This is a genomic window from Rheinheimera soli (assembly GCF_031457405.1).
In the GTDB taxonomy this organism is placed as follows: Bacteria; Pseudomonadota; Gammaproteobacteria; order Enterobacterales; family Alteromonadaceae; genus Pararheinheimera; species Pararheinheimera soli_A.
Window position 1 is genome coordinate 244,873 of record NZ_JAVDWR010000001.1, and the last position, 21,724, is coordinate 266,596.

The 21,724-nt window shown below is 42.1% G+C and carries 15 protein-coding genes; all 15 read left to right on the forward strand.

Annotated features, from left to right (window positions below; translation table 11 throughout):
• The first annotated feature begins 202 nt into the window (after window positions 1-202).
• The 15 genes from J2W69_RS01120 to J2W69_RS01190 all read left to right on the forward strand — a co-directional run bounded on the left by J2W69_RS01120 (window position 203) and on the right by J2W69_RS01190 (window position 21,659).
• On the forward strand, window positions 203-2,476 hold the full coding sequence (locus J2W69_RS01120) for a heparinase II/III family protein (protein ID WP_310273731.1): 2,274 nt from the start codon (window positions 203-205) through the stop codon (window positions 2,474-2,476).
• On the forward strand, window positions 2,469-2,774 hold the full coding sequence (locus tag J2W69_RS01125; protein ID WP_310273733.1) for a hypothetical protein: 306 nt from the start codon (window positions 2,469-2,471) through the stop codon (window positions 2,772-2,774). The genes J2W69_RS01120 and J2W69_RS01125 overlap by 8 nt, the downstream gene beginning before the upstream one ends.
• 141 nt (window positions 2,775-2,915) lie before the next feature.
• The gene (locus J2W69_RS01130) at window positions 2,916-5,204 is read left to right on the forward strand and encodes a CgeB family protein (RefSeq protein WP_310273735.1); all 2,289 of its coding nucleotides are present in this window, start codon (window positions 2,916-2,918) and stop codon (window positions 5,202-5,204) included.
• Between the two features lie 110 nt (window positions 5,205-5,314).
• Window positions 5,315-7,594: a CgeB family protein gene (locus J2W69_RS01135; protein ID WP_310273737.1), complete on the forward strand. Its 2,280-nt coding sequence runs from the start codon at window positions 5,315-5,317 to the stop codon at window positions 7,592-7,594.
• A gap of 47 nt (window positions 7,595-7,641) precedes the next feature.
• Window positions 7,642-8,358, forward strand: coding sequence for a DUF6270 domain-containing protein (locus J2W69_RS01140; RefSeq protein WP_310273738.1), 717 nt, complete (start codon window positions 7,642-7,644; stop codon window positions 8,356-8,358).
• Between the two features lie 77 nt (window positions 8,359-8,435).
• Complete coding sequence (locus J2W69_RS01145) at window positions 8,436-10,403, forward strand: glycosyltransferase (RefSeq protein ID WP_310273740.1); 1,968 nt, start codon at window positions 8,436-8,438, stop codon at window positions 10,401-10,403.
• A gap of 5 nt (window positions 10,404-10,408) precedes the next feature.
• Window positions 10,409-12,034: a heparinase II/III domain-containing protein gene (locus J2W69_RS01150; protein ID WP_310273741.1), complete on the forward strand. Its 1,626-nt coding sequence runs from the start codon at window positions 10,409-10,411 to the stop codon at window positions 12,032-12,034.
• Between the two features lie 636 nt (window positions 12,035-12,670).
• The gene (rfbB, locus tag J2W69_RS01155) at window positions 12,671-13,723 is read left to right on the forward strand and encodes a dTDP-glucose 4,6-dehydratase (protein WP_310273743.1); all 1,053 of its coding nucleotides are present in this window, start codon (window positions 12,671-12,673) and stop codon (window positions 13,721-13,723) included.
• A gap of 3 nt (window positions 13,724-13,726) precedes the next feature.
• Window positions 13,727-14,635, forward strand: a complete 909-nt coding sequence (rfbD, locus tag J2W69_RS01160) for a dTDP-4-dehydrorhamnose reductase (protein WP_310273745.1) — start codon at window positions 13,727-13,729, stop codon at window positions 14,633-14,635.
• A 9-nt stretch (window positions 14,636-14,644) separates the two neighbouring features.
• Window positions 14,645-15,520: a glucose-1-phosphate thymidylyltransferase RfbA gene (rfbA, locus tag J2W69_RS01165; RefSeq protein ID WP_310273747.1), complete on the forward strand. Its 876-nt coding sequence runs from the start codon at window positions 14,645-14,647 to the stop codon at window positions 15,518-15,520.
• A gap of 1 nt (window position 15,521) precedes the next feature.
• Window positions 15,522-16,064: a dTDP-4-dehydrorhamnose 3,5-epimerase gene (rfbC, locus tag J2W69_RS01170; RefSeq protein ID WP_310273749.1), complete on the forward strand. Its 543-nt coding sequence runs from the start codon at window positions 15,522-15,524 to the stop codon at window positions 16,062-16,064.
• Between the two features lie 157 nt (window positions 16,065-16,221).
• Window positions 16,222-18,855 carry a glycosyltransferase gene (locus J2W69_RS01175; RefSeq protein ID WP_310273751.1) on the forward strand — a complete coding sequence of 878 codons (2,634 nt, stop codon included), beginning with the start codon at window positions 16,222-16,224 and terminating at the stop codon, window positions 18,853-18,855.
• A gap of 29 nt (window positions 18,856-18,884) precedes the next feature.
• Window positions 18,885-20,135, forward strand: coding sequence for an alginate O-acetyltransferase AlgX-related protein (locus J2W69_RS01180; protein ID WP_310273753.1), 1,251 nt, complete (start codon window positions 18,885-18,887; stop codon window positions 20,133-20,135).
• Window positions 20,136-20,216: 81 nt separating this feature from the next.
• Window positions 20,217-21,032, forward strand: a complete 816-nt coding sequence (locus tag J2W69_RS01185) for an SGNH/GDSL hydrolase family protein (RefSeq protein ID WP_310273755.1) — start codon at window positions 20,217-20,219, stop codon at window positions 21,030-21,032.
• 72 nt (window positions 21,033-21,104) lie between these two features.
• On the forward strand, window positions 21,105-21,659 hold the full coding sequence (locus J2W69_RS01190; protein ID WP_310275060.1) for a sugar transferase: 555 nt from the start codon (window positions 21,105-21,107) through the stop codon (window positions 21,657-21,659).
• Window positions 21,660-21,724 lie beyond the last annotated feature (65 nt).

Consider the following 21,724-nt stretch of genomic DNA (forward strand, 5'->3'; position numbering starts at 1 on the left):
AAATAGCGTTTTGATGTTGTCGGTTGCCGGGAAAAAAGTATAGCTCAGGTCGAAATAGTGGTACTGGCACTTGCAACGTGTTGGAGAAATTTAAAGGTGATTTTGAGACAGTTTTGTCTATTCAACCTTACTTGACAACAGAGGGGAAATGTTGTCTGGTTTATGATGTAGATTATTGATAATTAGGGCGTGCATGATAGACATGAAAGTTAAACCGGGCTCAGCCCCTGAACTTATACGTTGTGTTCAAAAAAAGCTGAAACAGGCTTTCTCTGACGCTGCTAACCAAAACCTTGGCCAAGCGCTTTTTGTCTCGAAGAAGCTGAAGCTTGCTCCTTTTGCTGCAGTGGACTTCACGGGCTGGGATTGTTGGGAGCAAGATCCCCTTAATAATCGTAGTTGGCAATGGCGGTTAAATTGGCTATCTTTTTTGCCTTATTTAATGGCCTATCATCGGGCCTCTGGCAACGATGAAGTGCTTCATTTTGCCCGAGAGGCCATCCAGTCATGGCTGAATGCTTATCTAAAAACAGATACTAGCTACCCCTTTGAGTTTATTTGGCACGATCATGCCACTGCGTTGCGAGCAGAACAGTTTGTTCTATTTAGCTATTATTGCCGTGAACATGCTCCCGTATGGGCTGAGCATCACATGGAGTTTTTTTGTGCTCTGGAACAAGCGATAGTCGTGCATGGCCTGTGGTTGGCGAAGGACAGCTTTTACTCCCAACACACTAACCATGGTCTGGAGCAAGCACGGGTGCTGCTACTACTCGGAGTGGTTTTTGACGGTGAACTAGCCAACGAATGGCAGAACATTGCAATTACACGTATCATCAGTGAACTGGAATACTCATTCACTGATGAGGGCGTTCACGTTGAAAATAGTCCGGCGTATCACATTTTTGTATTCAAAGTATTTCTCGGCATCATTAAGGATTACTCAGCAGATATACTGGGAGATTTGGATCAAAAATTCAGCTTCTTTTCAGCAAAGGCGTTAAACTTTATTACGTATATCCTGCGACCCGACGGTAAGTTGCCACCTATTGGTGATACGGAGCAGCTACCTACTTCTGACGCTTATCGAGATATGTTCGGTCATACACTGGAATATCAATATTTCCTTTATGCCTTAACCCAAGGCAAGCACGGAGTGCCCCCGCCGGCGTTAAACCATGTATTTGCAAAGTCAGGGTATGCGGTGTTTCGCGATCAATGGCCCGCTAGTGAGCACTATGACAAAGCTTTTCATCTTATTGCTAAAGTCGGTTGCTCTAGTCGCTATCATCATCAGCAGGACGAAGGGCACGTTAGCCTTTATGCTGGTGGAGAAGATTGGCTTATAGACTCCGGCCTTTACAACTATATCAGTAATGACCCCGTGCGAAAATATATGCGAGGACGCGTCGGTCATAATGTTCCTATCATTTCTCATGCCAATTACAGTAAGGATTTTGAACACCGAATGACTGTATGGCAGGTCACGGATTTCTCGGAACATGTGTGTAAGCCTTTCCTCAATATGCAACTAAACGTGTTAGTTCCCTTGATTTATCATCGTCGAGTAGATTTTGACGCTGTAACTAAAGTAATCGAAGTAAAAGATAAAGTGACTGCCGAGGACCAGCAACTCAGAAATATTACCTTGCAGTGGCACTTTCCGAAGGATAAAACCATTGTCATAGAGGAAAACGGTATATTGGTGAGCAGCAGCTCAGGTAGCCGTTTGAGGATTAGTTTTGTTGGGGAAGTACCAGACCAGATCTCTATGATGACGGGTAGCAAGGACGATAAGGTATTCAGTTGTATCTCCTACAAAGCTAACAAGGTAGAGCCGAGCCATCTGGTTAGGGTACTATTCAAAGAGCGTGCTGAATTGGAAGTGAGTACAAGATTTAGTTTCGATATAGTTGAAACTAAATTAGCCCCCGTTCCTGCGTCTGTTAAAAGAGTTGTGCAACCTTTTTCCTCCTTGATAACGAGTCACTACAAAAGTAATCAATGTCTGAATACGGCCATGCTGGGCAACGATCTGGGTTGCATTGAGCTTGCTAAAGCCCACCGAGCCTCAGGGATTGGTCATGTCAGCGTGTTAGCTGAGCTATCATCTGGGGGCTGCCAACTCAAGGCAAAACTGAGTGAAAACTACCTGACCACTTGGTTAAATTGCCGAACTTTGAACATTTCAAGCATACCACCGATTGTCGCTGACATGGATGTCTTGCATGGGCTGGAGGGCTTGGATTTGTTAGTAATTACCGGAGCTGGGTTTTCAGAGATACGTTTAACAACGATATTGTTGACCATGTTACCTGTACTGTTTAAGCGAATGACCAAGTCTGGGGAAGTTTGGATCTGCGACAGCTTACCAGAGCGACTGAAAGTGCTATGTGAAATCTGGTGCGGTAAGTATGGACTGCCATTGAGCTTTATTAGTGACCTAGAGCAAACAACGGAGACTTCAGATGAGTGATGACAACGATTTACTGGCTGACGAAGCTCCGGCATATTTAGATAATAGTGTTTCTATAGAAGACGAGTTGGCGCAGCGCTTAGAAGCCTCTGTTGCTCAACATGCAGTAGAACGTGCTAAACTCGCTGAACTCGTAAGTCAGCTTCAGGAAGATAATGCTAACTTAAAGCAGCTCATTCGTGAGTTAGAACAACGTATACCATTAAGCATTGAACAGACACAACAACAAAGTGAAGCTGATGATTTTAGCTCTTTAAAGTTGGACTTTTCTTTACCTCAGGAAAATACGCAGGGTTGAACAATAGGTGATATGCCTATTTATAAGGGATATTTGACTTAATATTGTAATAATAAAATTTGAATTAACAGAAGTGGCAATTGAATTGTCAGTTGCAAGACTTTAAGCTGTCTAGGACTTTTAGTAACGTACCGACAGACAATGACAAAAAACATTGAAGATACGCCAGAACGCCAGTTAGCTGACTTGATTAGGCAAAGAGATACTTTAGAGAAATGCTTGCTACAGTTTGATAGCGAATATTTTCGTTTACAAGAAAGTTTGCTTCAGCTACATGACGATTTTAGTTCTTTTCAAATTGCTGCTTTAAAGGAGCTATTGCAAGCATTCGGTATGCAAGGATGGAAAACAGAATCTTATCTCCCGTCTTTTCGACTGGCGCTTGTAGCTGATGATTTTACGGCTGACGCTTTATCGCACGAATGTAGTGTTTTATCCTTGTCGTCAAAGCGTTGGAAAGAACAAATAGAAGATTTCTCTCCGCAACTGGTATTGGTTGAGTCAGCCTGGTATGGAGCAGGCAAAAGCTGGCATAAGAAGATTAATGGTTGTGCTCCTGATTTAGTTGAGCTTAGTCTTTATTGCAAGGCTCAAGGAATTAAAACCGCTTTTTGGAATAAGGAAGATCCTGCTCACTACGATACATTTTTAGCGTCAGCCGCTTTATTTGATGTGGTTTTTACTACTGATAGTGAAAAAATTCCTTTTTATAAAGCGGAATTAGGGCACGACCAGGTTCATTTGTTGCCATTTGCATGCCAGCCAATGCTGCATAATCCGATATTGTCTGAGGAGCGAATGGAAGCAGTTAGCTTTGCAGGTTCCTATTACCCACAGTATCCTGAGAGATGCGAAAACTTTGAAACTTTGTACGATACGTTAATAAAAATAATACCTTGGTATATTTATGATCGAAATTATGACACTACAAGCAGCGATTTTGTTTTTCCTGAACGATTTAAAACTTCAGTTGTTGGAAGTTTAAAATATTCTGAAATTGACAAAGCTTATAAAGGTTACAAGTTCGGGTTAAATTTAAACACAGTTAAAAATTCTCCCACCATGTTTGCTCGTCGTGTTGTCGAGTTGTTGGCCAGTGGTACCTTAGTATTAAGTAACGATTCAATCGCGTTGAAGCGATTATTTGGAAATTTAATACTTGCATCGGACTCTCCAGAAGCGCATGGCGCCTTTGTTCAAAAAACTAGTGCAGAGCACCAGCGTTTGATTCAGCTATCACTTCGTAAAGTTCTTTCACAGCATCATTGGCAGCAAAGGATTGCATACGTTATAAAAAAAACGCTAAACCTCTCTTTTAACGATCAAGCTGTTTTACTGGTTGTTGCAAAGGTTGATACTGCTCACGAGAGAATGTGGCTGGAAGAATGCTTTTTACGTCAGAGTTGTTCGAATGCATTTTTCCTTATCGTAGATAGCACTCAAACCGAAGGTACAAGATGTAAACAGCCTCGTATAGCTTCATTTTCTGTTGCTGTGGCTCAAAGCCTGAAGTTGGCTAATTATTTTTCTACAAATGTCTGGTTGGCACACTGGCACCCCGCTGATTATTACGGTGCAAATTATTTGTTTGATTTGCAGATGTGTATACCTTTTGTGCCTTCAGGTGTTATTACACATAGTCGGCATTATTACTACGACTCTGAATTACGGCTTTCAGATGATAATGCACCTTACTCAATAACCGACGTTTTCAATCCCCACAGTTCTTTGATACAGAGCCAACTTATACCTCCAGGGATAAGTTTGCTTGAGCTTACCGCTGAAACTGTTCGGATTGAGCCAGAGTCAGTACTCGGAGTTACAGAGTATGAGTACTGTAAAAATGCAAGATTATCTGAACTTTCCATAGATCAATGGTCGGAAAAAGTATGTTTGAGTAATACAGAAGTTGACGCAGGGCTCTCTATTACAGAGGTGCTTGAGCAAGCCAACATGCAAGCTGCAGCAATTAAGAAGAGTGGTACTGGTGAGTACACTATCACTTCTGAAGGGCTAGCGTCGTTATTTAGCCTGAATAATATAAAGAAAGATTGCGAACTAGATCTTATAGCCGAAGGATTAGTGATTTCATCAAGCCTTGGTTCTGGGAAACATGATTACTGGTTTAGCGTTCGCAATCTGGAGTTGTCGGAGTTAAATCTGGATCACAAAAATAGTTTTTTAATACGGCTTGTTGCTGAAGGTGCACTGGATCTTTGGGGTGTTTTTCTGTTTAAAGATAGTGAGGGTAAAGATCTTGGTTTTAGCATGCATGGCGCTAATCATTACCGCACAGTCACTTTACCTGCTGGCTCTCATACTGTGCAGTTAGCATTGCGATGGGTCGGGTCGGGGAGAGCTGTCGTGAAAGCATTAAATCTTAGCCGCGCTGATTATTTTGTAAGCAGTGAAGCCGGATCTGCGTTTTAACCAGTAACCTATGATGTTATCATTGCCTTCAGTTTATTGGTTAATGTTGTTGGTGCCATGGCAGTAATGGGCTGTGGCCAGTAAATTATATAACAGGGAAGGGTAGATCTTTGCATCGGCACTTAAAACGCTTTACAGGGTTTCTCCAAAAAAAATCGACTAAACAATCATTAGTTTTACCGGCTGTTGCAGTTAAATTGCTTGAGCAAAAGCTGTTTGATAGCAGTTGGTATTTAGTTGCGTACCCAGATGTGAGCGAGGAAAAGATGTATCAAGCAGCTCCTGTGCTGCATTTTTTAGATAAAGGAGCTAGACAGGGATATAGCCCTGCTTCTTGGTTCGACAGCTCATGGTATCTCGAGCAAAACAAGGATGTTAAGCAGGCTGGTATAAATCCTTTGTTACATTATTTGCAGCATGGTTTGGCTGAAGGTCGCAGACGTGCAGATCAATTATTACTTAATCCTCAGTTACCTGAAAACCAATTTATCCGTTTATCGAGTAGTGGTACTAGTTTTGTTATTCCGCTAATGAACAGGGCTCGAGTCTTTAATACTGCTTTTTTGTTTCAGCAGTATGAAAAGCCTCAACTAGGTAAGCCTTGTGGCATCGTTTTGGTGGAGTGTTTTGATGCGGGTGAACAGTTAATCACTAGCGGTGTTAAAGGCCTATCCTGGTCAGCTCACTTTAAATGTTGGTACCGATACTTGGTTCAGAATGATACCGAGCACTTGGACGTAGACAAATTCCAAATGGCTTTTCCTGAACAGGCGATACGTTGTCTTGTTACCATAAAACCATGGGATGCTAGAGCTTTTGAAGTGCGTAACCGTTTTACAATGCAGGTCGCTGATGAGCTGGTACTGCCCGCGAAGAAAGTACATATTCCTAAAAAAGAGCGACCTTTAACTGCAGCTAGCCTAAAAGTTGCCTTAATTGCTGATGAATTTACTTATAATAGTTTTAAGGATGAGTTTAAGGCTGTAGTGCTTGAACCCGAGCATTGGCGCTCCCAGTTTGAAGTTGAAAAGCCGGATATTTTTTTCTGTGAATCGGCTTGGTCAGGGCCTGATTCAAAACGTAGGCCATGGAGAGGTAAAATTTATGCCAGTATAAATTTTGAGAAGGAAAACCGGAGTGTTTTATTAGATATTCTGAATTATTGCCGCAAAAACGGCATTCCTACAGTGTTCTGGAATAAAGAGGACCCTACTCACTATACTGATCGCAAGCACGATTTTGTTAAAACAGCTGCGCTGTTTGACTATGTATTTACCTCTGCCGTCGAATGTGTGGAGCAGTACAAAAAAGACTACAAATTACAGCACGTATTTGCTTTACCTTTTGCCACAAATCCGCGCTTGTTTAACCCATTGCATAAAGGGGCGCGTAATAGCAATGTTGTGTTCGCTGGTAGTTGGTACGCGAATCATGTTGATCGCTCAATGGTCATGGAGCAAGTGTTAGACTCTTTGATCGATAAAGGGTTTACGCCGGAAATTTACGACAGATACCATGGTGATACCGACCCGTTACATATGTGGCCGAGCAAATATCAATCTTATATTCACCCTGGTAAACCACATGAGCAAATGCCGGCAGTTTACAGCTCATCTGTTTATGGTCTCAATTTTAATACGGTCACAGAATCATCTACCATGTTTGCTCGTCGTGTATTCGAGTTGATGTCTTCTAATACCTTGGTTATTTCTAACTATTCAAAAGGGGTGGCTGAATTATTTGGTGATTTAGTTGTATTTGCAGATACAGATCCAAAACGATTAAGCAATTTGACGGAAACGGAAGTTGATTTTTTACGTGAAGAGGCATTAAACCTGGTTTTGTCTGAGCATACATACTCCCATCGTTGGCGCTACATGCTCAATTGTATTGGTTTTGAGGTAAAACCTGATGTTATGGATGTAACCTTAGTGAGCCGCATTAACAGTGAGCAGGAGGCGATGGCTGTTATCAGTTATTTTGAGGAACACTTCGGCCGCGATACAGAGTGCCGTTTACTTTTGATTGTAAGCCTGCAGGTTATGGATTTAGACGTTGCTGGCTTCTACCAAAAGTTTAATCGTTTCGGCATTACAGTCACATCAGAAAGTTTTATGCAAAAGCATGCGCTGCAAGAACGCTATCTACCGATAGAAACGCCGTATTTTTTGTTGTTCGAATTAGCGACTGCGCCTGCTGCCGCTTGGTTGAAAAAGGCGCGTTTACACTTGAGTTATATGAATGAATACCCGCTTACACCTCATAGTATCGAACGCTATCAGCTTGAGGCTGTAACTAAAGATGCTACTTTGTTCGGACACTCAGCCGTCTTTTTAAGTATCTATCACGGCTTGCTGAACGGGCGGTCTCAATTGGCATATGCTGTCTAGATAATTCCGACAGCATCCCCAGTTTTTAATGAAACGGTGAGAATTAAATGCGGTTATTTATTTATGGAAGTTGCGTTAGCAGGGATGCTTTGGAATATCAGCAAGATCAGTTTACGCTCGTAAAGTATGTCGCTCGTACAAGTCTGTCTGCCCAGTTATCACCGCCTTTACTGCTCCCTGAGGTTATTGAAAAGCTTTCGTCTAAGTTTCAAAAAGAAATGATGTTGATTGATATGCAAAAAACGCTTTTGAAGCTTATCCAACTGCATGACTTTGATGTGTTGTTACTGGATTTAATTGATGAGCGGTTCAGTATCGGGCTTTTCAATGGCGCCCGACTAACCTTGAGCAAGGAGTTTATTGATGCTAATGCAGGAATGATTCGTTACCCTGAATGGAATAGATTCAGCGAAATAAAGTTCACCGCATGGCAACGTGGTTTTGCTGAACTGATAGAGTTGATCAGATGTAAAAAAAATCCTCCGAAAATAATATTAAATAAGGTTCTTTTTGCGGTTAACGCTGGGACTGATTTAGATAACTCGACTAAATGTACTGCGTTTATGGATACAGAAATTGCCAGAAATAACACTTACTTGTTAAAAATGTATGAGTATATAAGCGCTAACTTCAACGATGTAATTTGTCTTGAGTATCCGGAACGTTATTTTGTTGCTGATTTGCAGCATAAATGGGGTTTAGCACCATTTCACTACGTGACCGATTTGTATAAAGAAACGCTCAGAAAATTAATGTCGCTATGAACTGATTTTCTATTGAGTGTCAGAGCTAAATTCTAATTTATGTTAAGTTTAAATGTTTTGTACTCTGGATGGTTTAAATGGATATTTCAGTTATTGTCCCAAGTTTTAATGCGTTAGGAAAGCTTGAACGTTGTTTAGCATCTTTACGTTCGCAAACCTATGACTCCGCGCATTATGAAGTGCTCTTTGTTGACGATTGTTCTACGGATGGTACCTTTGCTTATTTGCAAAAGCAGGCCATTTCTGAACCTAATTGGCGCGTGCTTCAATTACAGAACAATAGTGGTTCTCCTTCTCGGCCTCGTAATGTTGGTAAGAGTGAAGCTCGAGGAGAGTACATTTTTTACTTAGATTGTGACGATGAAATTCTTCCTGACACCCTAACTGTCCATTATCTGCATGCTAAATCAACTGATGCGTGCATTGTCAGGGGATATTTAATTGCTGATACGGGCAACGTTCAACAGCCCATGAACGTTATCCCTGAATGGCTACCTGAATTAAGCCGAAAAGAGAGAATCGAATATATTGTTTGTCGGCAAAGTACTATTCCATGCAGTTTAATTAAGAAGAGCCTGCTGGATGTAAATGATATACAGTGGCCGGAGGATATCCGCATGGGGGAGGATAGTGTGTTCCTTTGCTCAGTGCTTGCTGTTGCTCAGAATGTGGAGTATATCAATCATCCTACTTATGTATATAACCAACGAAGCTCGTTTTCCTTATCAAGTACCCAGGCTTATGGTGCTCGTGAACTTAGTAATCATCTTCAGGTTTGGCCGCTAGTCCAGAAAATTTTAGCTGAGAGTGATATAAATTACTTTAAACTGCGCTTGCAAAAAGGTTTGCAGGCTGTGTTGCACAGTCTTATCTTTAGAAATAAACGAGATATCGATGAGCAATTGTTTATACGATTTTCAGAGTTTATTTTTGATAATTACCAAATAATTGAGCAATTTACTTATGGTGTAAGATTCAAAAATATAATAAAAAGCTTGATGGATAAAAATTTCTTAGTGTTTACTCAATTAACTAAACCCAGATTGTTGATCGCTGGCTATGATTTAAAGTTTATAGCGCCAGCCATTCCATTATTATTTGAATATTACGACATTCAGACTGATGAATGGGTTGGCCATGATAGTCATAATGAGGCTGACAGTAAAATTAAGTTAGAGTGGGCTGATTATATATGGTGCGAGTGGTTGCTAGGTAATGCAGTGTGGTATTCAAAGAATAAACTTAAACATCAGAAATTGATCATAAGGATGCATAGGTTTGAACTCGGGCGAGACTTTGGAGAGCGATTAGTGCTGCAGAATGTTGATGCAGTTACTGCTGTTTCTGTGCTGTTTTTTGAGAGATTGATTGAGCGTTTTCCTCATATTCCCAGAGCGAAAGTGAAGCTGTTGCCTAACTTTGTTGATATAGAAGGTTATCATCGTAGTGATTACACGGCCAGTCGCTTTAATATTGCGATGATAGGTTTTGTGCCCTCTAAAAAAGGATATTTAGAGGCATTAAAAGTTCTTGCAGCGTTAAAGTTGCGAGACTCCCGCTACTGTTTGAAAGTTTTTGGAAAAACACCAGCAGACATTCCGTGGCTTATAAATCATCCCGATGAACTTGACTATTTTAAGAACTGTGAGATGTTCATCACGCAACATAGTTTGACTGATGCTATTGAATATGTCGGTTTTGTAGATATTAAGCAGGCTTTAGCTGCTCATCAGGTCGGCTTTGTATTATCGTTAAGTGAGGCTGTGCGAGATTTACCTGGATTTGAAAGCTTTCATTTAGCGGTGGTCGATGCGTATGCTGCAGGTGCGGTAGGTTTAATCAAAAACTGGACAGGCTGCGAATATGTGTATCCTGAATCTATGATTCTATCAGACGCAAATGAATTAGTTGAAAAAATTTGGCAGCTCAGTAATGACGAAAAACTGTATGCTGATATCCAAAATTCAAGTCATAAGTTTATTGCTGAAAAGTTCAGAGTTTTAAACTATCTGGCCGCTGTTAGTAACTTATTCAGGGAGATTTAGGCTTTATGAGTAGTGCATTGCAGGACGCGATTAAAAAAGGTCTGCTACGTGATGGTGTTACATCATACTCAAACGTCGAGCCTGTCCAGGCTGCGAGACAAATACTGGTAAATAGCTACGTTTTCCCGTATGTGGGGGAATTACCCATATGGACAAATGGGGGCATTCAATGGACGGTGCAGTTTGAAAATAATGCTGCAAGCAAGAATTTATGGTTTTATTCGTTGGTATTTATCGATTATTTGGTTAAAGCTGCTGTTCTTGAAGCGGATGATATCTATTGGGAAAAGGCAATAGAATTATATCGATCATACAAAAAATGGCGAGAGCAAGACAAGAACTCCAAAAGTCTACTTTTTCGTGATGAGCACGCAGTTACTAATCGAGCGTGTGTGTTTTCTCAGTTGCTACATTGTGTACTTAATCGAGCGACTGATAATGAGGACCTAATTCTACTTGTTCAAGATATTGTCGATGAATTGATAGAGCATGGTGATTGGTTGGCGTTAGATGAGCATTACGTTTTTAACAATCATGGGATCATGATGGATAGGGCTTTATTGAATTTGGTGGTCCAGTTTCGCTCTTATAATTCTGAACGGTTTTCAGAGAAAAACGATTTGTGGCTAAATAAATCTTTAGAGCGGTTGAATATGATGCTGCATCGAGTGTTTGATAAGGATGGGTGTTGTACGGAGAATAGTCCATCTTATCATATGCTTAATATGTCATTGTTTGGAGCTATAGATTCATTTATCAGAAATAATAATCTATCTATTGAAAAAAACGAAATTAATGTGGTTTTGAAGCAGGTTATTGAAGCAAGTTCGTACATGTTTCACGAAGACGGTACTTTGCCTCTTGTTGGTGATTCTGAGGAAAGACCTTCTGTTTTCGTGCCGGATGGTTTTTACAAAGACAAATTTGGTTTCGGTTTTTTCCCAGATGCAGGTTTTTGTTTTGTTAAAGAACCTGGTTTTTACTTAACGTTTAAATGTGGAGGAACCTCATTTTCTCATCGTCACATTGATGATACGAGTATTACTTTAAGAATTGATGGGCTCGATTTCATTTGTGATGGAGGAATGTATAGCTATGACTATAATGATCCAATACGGAAGTTTTTGATGTCGTCGCGTGGGCACAGTGGGTTTTTTACTGAACAAAATTCAGCTACTCTGTTTTCAAACTATTCATCAGCAAAAGAAATGGCTAGGATGCTTGATGTTAAAATTTTTTCTCCTTTTCTGCAGTTAGAAGGTGAGAGTCAAATTGATAAGCAAGCCCTAATAAATAGAAAAATTACTGCCCTTAAAAATGAAAATGCGAAATATACTGCATTACTTATTGATGATAGCTTTGATTCTACAGTAGAAAAAGGTTGGAGGATCCAGTTTTTATTGCACCCTGATGTCAACTTGATTGTAGAGAATGATAAGGCAATATTGAATCGAGGTAATGTTGCACTTCTTGTTTCATTTAATACCACGGAAAAATACAAGCTAGTTATTGAAGATGGTTATTTTTCGAAAAAATATCAGATGGTGGATAAGTGTAAAGTCTTAGTTGCAATTGGTTCATCAATGAGTGCAAACATATCAACCTTGATTAGTGTACGTTATCTTGATTAAGCATTGTATTAAGTACGCGTGTGTTTTTAAGGGCTGAGTATGTTTGAGACGCGGCTTAATAATATACAGGAATTTTTAGATATCGAAATTTCAAGTGTTTTTGATTTGTTGAGATGCTATAAATTATTTTTTACACAACTCTCAAGTTCCTTATACAGCTTAGATAGTTAGAAACTCTGTTTTTTCTTATGGATGTATACGTATTATCATTAATGCAAACGCTTTAGTTAGCGAGCGTTGTAATTTCAGCTTAGGAGTAGCTTATCGTTGTGCTCTTGAGTAAGTTTTGATTTTAAATGATTATTTTTAACCGGGACGATTCTAGAGCTTGCGGCTCGTGACGTTTGTCATACATAAGCAGCTAATTTGACGCCGAACTCTCATTTAACAGATTTTTCTTTAAATGGAATAATGTGATTTATTTCAATAAATTATGCCGTTGTGGCGTGCATGTGAGCTTTGCTTTATTCTGGCGAAGATGATTGGTCCCAGATGTTCGGTTGGCCCTGTTAAAGGGATAGATATTAAGCTTGGTATTTTTCCGAAAACTCATGCCATCATAATGGTTTGGCGACTCTAGTCAAAGAGCTTACATTTTTCGCAATCTGATTTTTTAATTTAACTGGTGTTATAGCGATGTTGATTTTTGTTACTGGCGGTGCGGGTTTTATCGGTTCGGCTGTGGTGCGACACTTAATTAATGCAACTTCATGCAGTGTCGTTAACATTGATAAGCTGACATATGCAGGTAATTTAGATTCTCTGAGCTCAGTTGCAGCTTCATCTCGCTATCATTTTGAGCAGGCTGATATTTGTGATGCTGGTGTTATGGCTGCACTGTTTAACAAATACCAGCCCGATGTAGTGATGCATCTGGCAGCAGAAAGTCATGTTGACCGTTCTATCAATGGTCCCGGCAATTTTATTCAAACCAATATAGTGGGTACTTATACATTGCTGGAAGCTGCACGGGCTTATTGGTCTGCACTTCCTTCTGATAAAAAAGCCGAGTTTCGGTTTCACCATGTTTCTACCGACGAAGTCTATGGTGACTTGCATGGTACTGACGACTTATTCACCGAAACAACGCCTTATGCGCCAAGCAGCCCTTATTCTGCCAGCAAGGCTGGTTCAGACCATTTAGTGCGGGCCTGGTTACGTACTTTTGGTTTACCCACAGTGGTCACCAATTGTTCAAATAATTACGGCCCTTATCATTTTCCGGAAAAGCTTATTCCGTTGATGATTTTAAATGCGCTTTCGGGTAAACCTTTGCCGGTGTATGGCGACGGCAAGCAAATTCGCGATTGGCTTTATGTGGAAGACCACGCCCGTGCTTTGGTTAAAGTAGCCACTGAAGGTGTAGTGGGGGAAACCTATAACATAGGTGGCCATAACGAAAAGCAAAATATTGAAGTAGTACACACCTTGTGTGCCTTATTGGAAGAGCTGGCGCCGAACAAGCCAGCAGGCCTTCAAAAGTATACAGATTTAATCACCTATGTAACAGACAGACCCGGTCATGATGTGCGTTACGCCATAGATTCAGGGAAAGTTGAACGTGAACTGGGCTGGCTGCCACAAGAAAGCTTTGAAAGTGGTCTTAGAAAAACAGTGCAGTGGTATCTCACTAACCAGAATTGGTGGCAAGCTATCCTAGATGGTAGTTATCAAAACGCGAAGGGTTAATTTATGGCTGTGATTGTATTGTTGGCCCCTACAGGGCAGGTAGGTTTTGAATTAGCCCGCTCTTTGGCACCTTTAGGGCAATTACATTATATTAGCCGTGCTGATGTTGATTTTTCTGATACCGCAGCAGTACAACAAAAAGTAGCAGCGTTACAACCTGACGTGATTGTAAATGCAGCAGCCTGGACTGCAGTGGATAAAGCTGAAACTGAAGCTGAAGGCGCATATTTGTTAAATGCAGCTTTACCTCAGGCTCTGGCGCAAGTTGCCCAACAGCAAAATGCCTGGCTGGTGCATTATTCCAGCGATTATGTTTATCCGGGGAATGGCACTGCTGCATGGCAGGAATGCGACCAAACTGCTCCTTTGTCTGTATACGGTGCCAGTAAACTAGCAGGTGATATAGCAATACAAAATGCTTGTGCAAAGCACCTGATTTTTCGGACCAGCTGGGTATACGCTGCCCGTGGTAATAACTTTATGCGCACCATGCTTAAGCTGGCGTTAAGCCGGGAGGCATTAAAAGTGGTCGCGGATCAGGTTGGTGCTCCTACTCCTGCACGTTTAATAGCGCAGGTGAGTTGCCTGGCGTTGCAACAAGCTCTTATTAAAGGAGCGCAAGTGAGTGGTATTTATCATTTAGCACCCAAAGGAGAAACCAGTTGGTATGGTTTTGCTGAAGCTATTTTTGCATTCGTCAGGAAAAAAGGTATTGCTTTGCAATTGCAGCCCGCAAAGTTTGAGGCAATTAATACAGACCAATACCCAATGCTGGCAAAACGACCCGCCAATTCACGGCTTAACCTGACAAAAATCGAACACACATTTGGCATGCAGATGCCAGACTGGCATGGCCAGTTGGAATTAACGTTAGAAGAATTATTAAGCAGCCAAACGCTGTTGACAGATTAAGGATAGAAAATGCGTAAAGGTATAGTTTTGGCTGGTGGTTCTGGTACCCGTTTGCATCCAATCACCTTAGGTGTGTCGAAACAGCAATTACCTATTTACGATAAACCCATGATTTATTATCCAATTTCAGTGTTAATGCTGGCGGGTATCAAAGACATTCTAATTATTTCCACACCTGAAGACTTGCCTGGCTTTAAGAAACTGCTAGGTACAGGCCATCAATTTGGTGTGACCTTTGAGTATGCAGAGCAGCCGTCACCGGACGGCTTGGCTCAGGCCTTTATTATTGCTGAAGACTTTATTGGTCAAGACGCGGTGTGTATGGTACTTGGGGACAATATTTTTCATGGGCAAGGCTTTTCAGAGCAATTAAAAAAAGCGGCACAGCAGGAGAAGGGGGCAACAATATTTGGCTATCTGGTAAACGACCCTGAAAGCTTTGGTGTGGTGGAGTTTGACGGCAATGGTAAAGCTGTTTCTATCGAAGAGAAGCCAAAGCAGCCTAAATCAAACTACGCGGTAACAGGTTTGTATTTTTACGACAATAACGTGGTGCAAATAGCCAAAGCGGTGAAGCCCTCTGCTCGCGGTGAACTGGAAATTACCTGTGTTAATAATGCTTATCTTCAACGTGATCATTTAACAGTTCAACGGCTAGGGCGCGGCTTTGCATGGTTAGACACCGGTACTCATGATTCTTTACTTGAGGCCAGCAGCTACGTACAAACTATTGAACGCAGACAAGGGTTAAAGGTTGCTTGTTTGGAAGAGATTGCCTGGCGTAATGGCTGGATCAGTGATGAAATGCTGAAAAAGCAAGGCAAAACATTTAGCAAAACCCAGTATGGGCAGTATCTGCTGACTATTTTAAAGCAGGGTAAGTGAAATGATGTATATAAAATTGGCAATACCTGATGTGGTATTGCTAAAGCCTAAAGTATTTGGTGATGAGCGGGGTTTTTTTATGGAAACTTTTCGCCATGACGACTTTGTTAAACACTGCGGAAACTATCAGTTTGTACAAGATAATCATTCAAGTTCAGGCAAAGGTATTTTACGTGGCTTGCATTATCAGCATAAACAACCACAAGGTAAGCTGGTGCGGGTAACTAAAGGTGAGGTGTTTGATGTGGCCGTGGATATGCGTGCAAACTCTCCAACTTTTGGGCAATGGGTGGGAGAGTACCTGAGCGAACATAACAAACAAATGATGTGGGTCCCTCCCGGTTTTGCGCATGGTTTTTATGTCACCAGTGATATGGCTGAGTTCCAGTACAAATGCACTGACTATTATGCGCCCGACGATGAATATTCATTACTATGGAATGATCCTGTTGTGAATGTCGACTGGCCGTTGGCAGGCTCATTACCTGTTTTATCTGCCAAAGATACGCAGGCGAGGTTATTTGCAGAATGTCCCTATGCCTGACGTGAGCAAGTTAGCGCGGTTAGTTGATGCGTCATGGTATTTAAACACCTACCCTGATGTTGCGGCAGCAGGTATTGATGCTGTCACTCATTATATGCAGTTTGGCTGGACAGAAGGGCGTCAGCCTTGCTGCTTTAAAGCATTGGAACTGGAGCCCTTGCTCTGGGGGAAGTTTGATTATTTTGAGTATTTGACAGCCCTTGAAGTGCTTGTGCGGGCTGATGATATCAATGCGCATCTTGCGGCCTGGGTACTTGCACGCTGGCATGCCAGTCATGGCCGTTGGCATGATGTGTACGCTTTGATAGAACCAGTAGTTCAGGATGAGCTGGCTATGAGTGTTATTGGCCACCAAGGGCCATTTTTACTCTGTTTTTCAGCCTGTCTGGAATGTTTTGATGTAAAAAAAGCGGAAGTATTACTAGCCCATTCTGGCTGGGCTGAGACAAATGATAAGTTGTTGGCTCGTAGCATGTTACTGGAGGCGCACGACAAAGCTGCCTGCCTTTCCCTCCTTTTTAACAAGCAAGGGCTGAGTTCTGTTTTTTGTGCTTCAAATGCTACTCAACTCACTTTAGATACCTTGCAATCTGAAAAGCAGCAGTTTTTTTTTCAGTCTTTGTTTCAGCCTTTAGTGACCATCATTATTCCTTGTTATAACTCGGCTCACACTCTGGATGTCGCTTTAAAATCAATCTTGCAGCAAAGCTGGCGCCGCCTCGAAGTCATAGTTGTAGACGATGCTTCAACTGATCATAGTGTCGATATAATACGGCAATGGCAGTCATTGGATAAGAGAGTTAAGCTTATCCAGCAGGACACCAATAGAGGTGCTTACGCAGCCAGAAACAGGGCTTTGCAGGTTGCAAAAGGTGAATTTATAACAGTCCATGATGCCGATGACTGGTCTCACCCAGAAAAAATAGAACGTCAGGTGAAAGCGTTGCTAAAAAACAGGACAGCTGTTGCCTCAATATCATATTGGGTTCGAAGTAGTTCAGCTCTTATGTTTCAGCGATGGCGCATGGAAGACGGTTGGATATATAGAAACGTCTCATCGTTACTTTTTAGACGTAATGTTATTAAGGTTTTGGGCTTTTGGGATCTTGTCAGCGTGAACGCCGACACCGAATACTATTACCGAGTAAAAAAGGTATTTGGTGAACAAAGCATAGTGGAGGTACTTTCTGGTGTTCCGCTTGCATTTGGCAGGGCAGATGAAAACTCTCTGAGTCAGACCAGTGCTACTCACTTACGAACTCAGTTCCGTGGCGTTCGCAAGTTATACCATGATGCTGCAACTCGTTGGCACAATCAAAACTCGCCACATCTTTATTTGCCGCCAGAACCCGAGGTTCGCCCTTTTGTTGTACCTCCACAGATTTGTCGTGGCTCCACCAGTATTCAGAATCAGAACAGAAAGTTGTTTGTACAACAATGTTCAGGAGTAGATGAAAACTGGTACCTGAGTCGCTATCCGGATGTTGCTGCCGCGAAAATGTCGGCTCTTGAGCATTATCTTTTACATGGTGAAACTGAACGGCGTGATCCGTCATCATTATTTAGCTGTTCCGGCTATGCGTATGCCTTGAATTTGACAACAAAACAATCTCCGCTGGTGGAAGCTATTACGGCTGGCTACAACTTTTCTGCTCCGATCCAATATGTTGGTTTGCAACAGTTAGCGGATAAACCAGTGCTAATGTTGTTTGCTCATGCGGCGTCTGGCGGACAATTTGGTGCAGAACGCAGTTTTATTGACGTTCTTCAAGCGTTTAACCGCTTAGGTTATCGTTTAATTGTTGCTTTACCAGAAGCGAAGAATAGTGATTATGTCAGCATTGTATTGCAGTACTGCAGTCGCCTGCTGATATTGCCTTATCAATGGTGGTATGCAAAACGAGATGCTAACCAGCGACAAACTGAATACCTGAAAGATTTTATGCTAGAGCAGAAGGTTGAGCTGGTTTATGTCAACACTCTTGTTTTGTTTGAGCCTTTACTTGCAGCCCGGGCTGCTGATATTCGTACTGTGGTTCATGTGCGTGAACTACCAGATCATGATGAAGCGCTGTGTAACGTATTGGGCTCTGACGCTGTGCAAATCCGGCAGCATCTGTTGGCTCAAACTGATTACCTGATAGCTAATTCGCGTATCGTTGCTGATTGGCTTGCTGTGCCTGAGCGCACGACCATTATTTCTAATACAGTTTCTATGGATAGTGTTCCGGCATTAAGCCCTTGCCCCAAGCTAAGAGTAGGCATGCTGAGTAGTAACCTTGCCAAAAAGGGACTTTCAGACTTTATGGCATTGGCCAATCTCTGCAATCAGCAACACTTGCCAGTGCACTTTTTTTTGTATGGCCCCGACAGCGACGATTTATCTGCTTATATAACCAGAGGTGCAGTGCCTGCTAATGTGCGTCTGTGTGGTTATGTTGCCAAAGCCGAAGATGCATTGGTTAAATTGGATGTTGTACTGAATTTGTCACATTTTCAGGAGTCATTTGGCCGAACTGTATTGGAAGCAATGTATTCAGGCAGAGTTGTTATTGCCTATAGTTGGGGGGCGTTACCTGAACTAGTGCAGGACGGAACTGGTTTTTTGGTTCCTTTTAAAGATTGGGAAGCAGTTAAAGATGTACTTAATATATTGCTTAGTGACCCTGAGCTTATGCAGAAAACCGCTGAGAAAGCTGCGTGTTACGCACGTGATCGCTTTTCGGCTGAAACACTTCAGAATTCACTGGAAATTCTTTTAGATCAAACACTTAAAGTGTCTATGCCTTAGTAATTGAAAACAAATAATCAGGAAGTATTTTGAGTTCTTATCGAATTGAGTTAGTTAAACATGACCAAAAACAAGGTCCAATAATCCGTTGGTGGCTGGATAGCCCAATTTCAGATGCTACTGCTAGTCTCGATACTTTGACAGGTAACGGGCTCGTTTTTCAGGGCTGGGTATTACAAGCTAAACCTGCGGATTTTCAAGTCTATGTTCGACATGGTGACGAGCTGGCTGTATTTGAGCCTGATTGCGCCCGACCTGACGTGATTGAAATTATTTTAAAACAAAAGCCTGAAAAGCATCCTCAGTTGAGTTGTGGTTTTCGTTTTCCATTACCTCTCACCTCGGCCGATTTTGAGTTAGGTGTTATACAGGACGATCAATATTTCCCTTTGTGCCAGGGGCATATCTCTGGTCCTTTTAAGGTATTAGAGGGCAAAGGTAACTGGTTGTTTTTAGATAACGATACCAATAAAAGTGTAGAGCAGTTTACTGGTAAGCAACTATTGGAAGCTGAAGCTAAGCAAAGCTGGCAATTGTATATGGCGAAACTACAGGCCTATGCTGCGCAATTTCAATGCAAGCATGCGTTGCTGATGGCTCCGGCTAAAGAAGCTGTGTACACGGAGTTTTACCCTTATGCAAAAGGTGCACTTACTCCGGTTGAGCAGGTGTTGCGACTCGTGCCTGTTGGTTTGAATTTATGTTATCCGGTAGAGGCCTTACAACAATCAGCCAAACGTAGTTTCAGAGTAACGGATACACACTGGTCTCCTTTTGGTGCCATGGTCGCAGCTGTGGAATTAGCGGTCAGTCTTGGGTTAGTGCGGGAAAATATAGAAGCTTTGTTTGCGAATGATGAATATCGAAGAGTCCCATTGATTGGTGATCTGGGCAATAAAATGTTTCCGCCCCGAAGTGCTGATGAGTGGTTGTTGAAAAGCTTTAGTTATCGTAAATCTGTAGTGTCAGATAATGGCTTGGCTAATTTTGGCCGTACTTTATGTCTGGCCAATGAGCTGGCTTTAGTACCGCGGCACCTGGTTATTTTCGGTGCTTCGTCCAGTTATTCTATGCTGGATTATTTATGCCGCATTTTTGGCCGTATTACCTTAATGCATACAGCCGGTAATATAGACCCTGGTGTGGTGGCAGAGTTAACACCTGATTATCTGGTGTGCCAAACCAATGCCCGTTATGTAGTCAGAGCTCCGGATGCAAACTATTCGCTTGCGGCTATTATTGCTGAAAAATCAAAAGATGTGCAGAGTGCAAAACCTTAGTGTCTAAGTGCTTTTCTGCAGTAGAGTGTGCGTTGTTTTCACTGTAAAGTGCTTGTAGTTAAATTAGCATGGAGTGTTGGAGTGAAAAAGAACATCAGGTCGGTTATCGCTATTCCTTTGCTGGCTGCAGTAGTTATAGTCTTATCCTCTTGCTCGGGTGGGGATTCAGCAACTGACACAGGAGTTAAGCCAGAACCTCAGCCAACACCTGTTATTAAAAACCCTTTGGTTGATTGTGGTGAATATCGCATTGAACCACCTACTGTATTACCCTGGAAACTGACCCGCCCTTCAGACTGGGTGGTGATGGGCTCGTCTTCTGCTTTTGGTGCCGGAGCCTCTGCTCCGGAGAAAAGTTGGGTTGGTTTAATTCGAGATTACCATTCTGCACTGGGGGTAACGATTCACAATATAGCGAAGGGCGGCTACTCAACTTACCATGCTTTGAGTAAGCAATGTGTCGTATCTGCCAGCCGTCCTGTGGCAGATATGCAGCACAATATAGATAAGGCGCATGAGTTTAAACCGGATCTGGTTTTTTTATCTTACCCTTCGAATGACGCTGTCAGTAAGTATACTGCTACTGAATCTGCCAGCAATTTGCTTTTGCTGCGCTGGCAATTAATGCAACAAGGTACAGCAGTGGTTGTGTTGTCGTCTCAACCCCGCAACACCAATACAGCAGCACAAGCTGCTTTACTGGAACTCGACAAGCTATTAAAGCCTTTAGTGGGCGCCTGTTTTGTTGAACTACATAGTTTATTGGTTGCTGATACTGGTGGTTTGGCCACTCAGTTCGATTCCGGAGATGGCGTTCATTTAAACGATGCAGGCCATCAAATTGTTGCTCAGGCAATCAATCAGACCCTAAACAGTGGTCGTTGTGTTGAGTTCTGATGACAGCTCTGGCAAACTCGCGCGCATTATTAGTGAATGGCTTGTTGTATTGTGCAGGCTCAGAGGGATGTGATGGTGATCCGACTATTGGATATCGTATTTTCGCTAACAGGTTTAGTGCTTGGTTTTCCGCTTCTTGTGATACTTACGATCATAGGTTTATTTGACACTGGCTCGCCTATTTTTCGTCAGGAGCGGGTGGGGCGTTATAAAAAACCTTTTACGCTGGTAAAATTTCGTACCATGAAACCTGATACAGCCTCAGTTGCCAGTCATTTAGCCAATGCCTCTGCTATTACTCCTTTTGGTGGTTTCCTGCGCAGAACTAAGCTTGATGAGTTGCCACAACTGTGGAATGTACTCAAAGGTGAAATGAGTCTGGTGGGCCCCCGGCCTTGTCTGTTTAATCAGGACGAGTTAATTGCAGAACGTGATCAACGTGGTGTATTTAATTCCCGCCCAGGTGTTACCGGTCTGGCGCAGGTTAATGACATTGATATGTCGACCCCTGTACTGTTAGCAGAAACAGACCAACGTATGCTGCACCACCTCACCGTTGCCGATTACTTCAAATTTATTATCATGACAGTGGCGGGTAAAGGCTCTGGTGACAGAGTTAAACCTTAAGTTGTGATTAAGTTCACTTAAGGTTAAGCCTTTTGCAGTTAGCTTCACCGCATTGCTCACTAAGG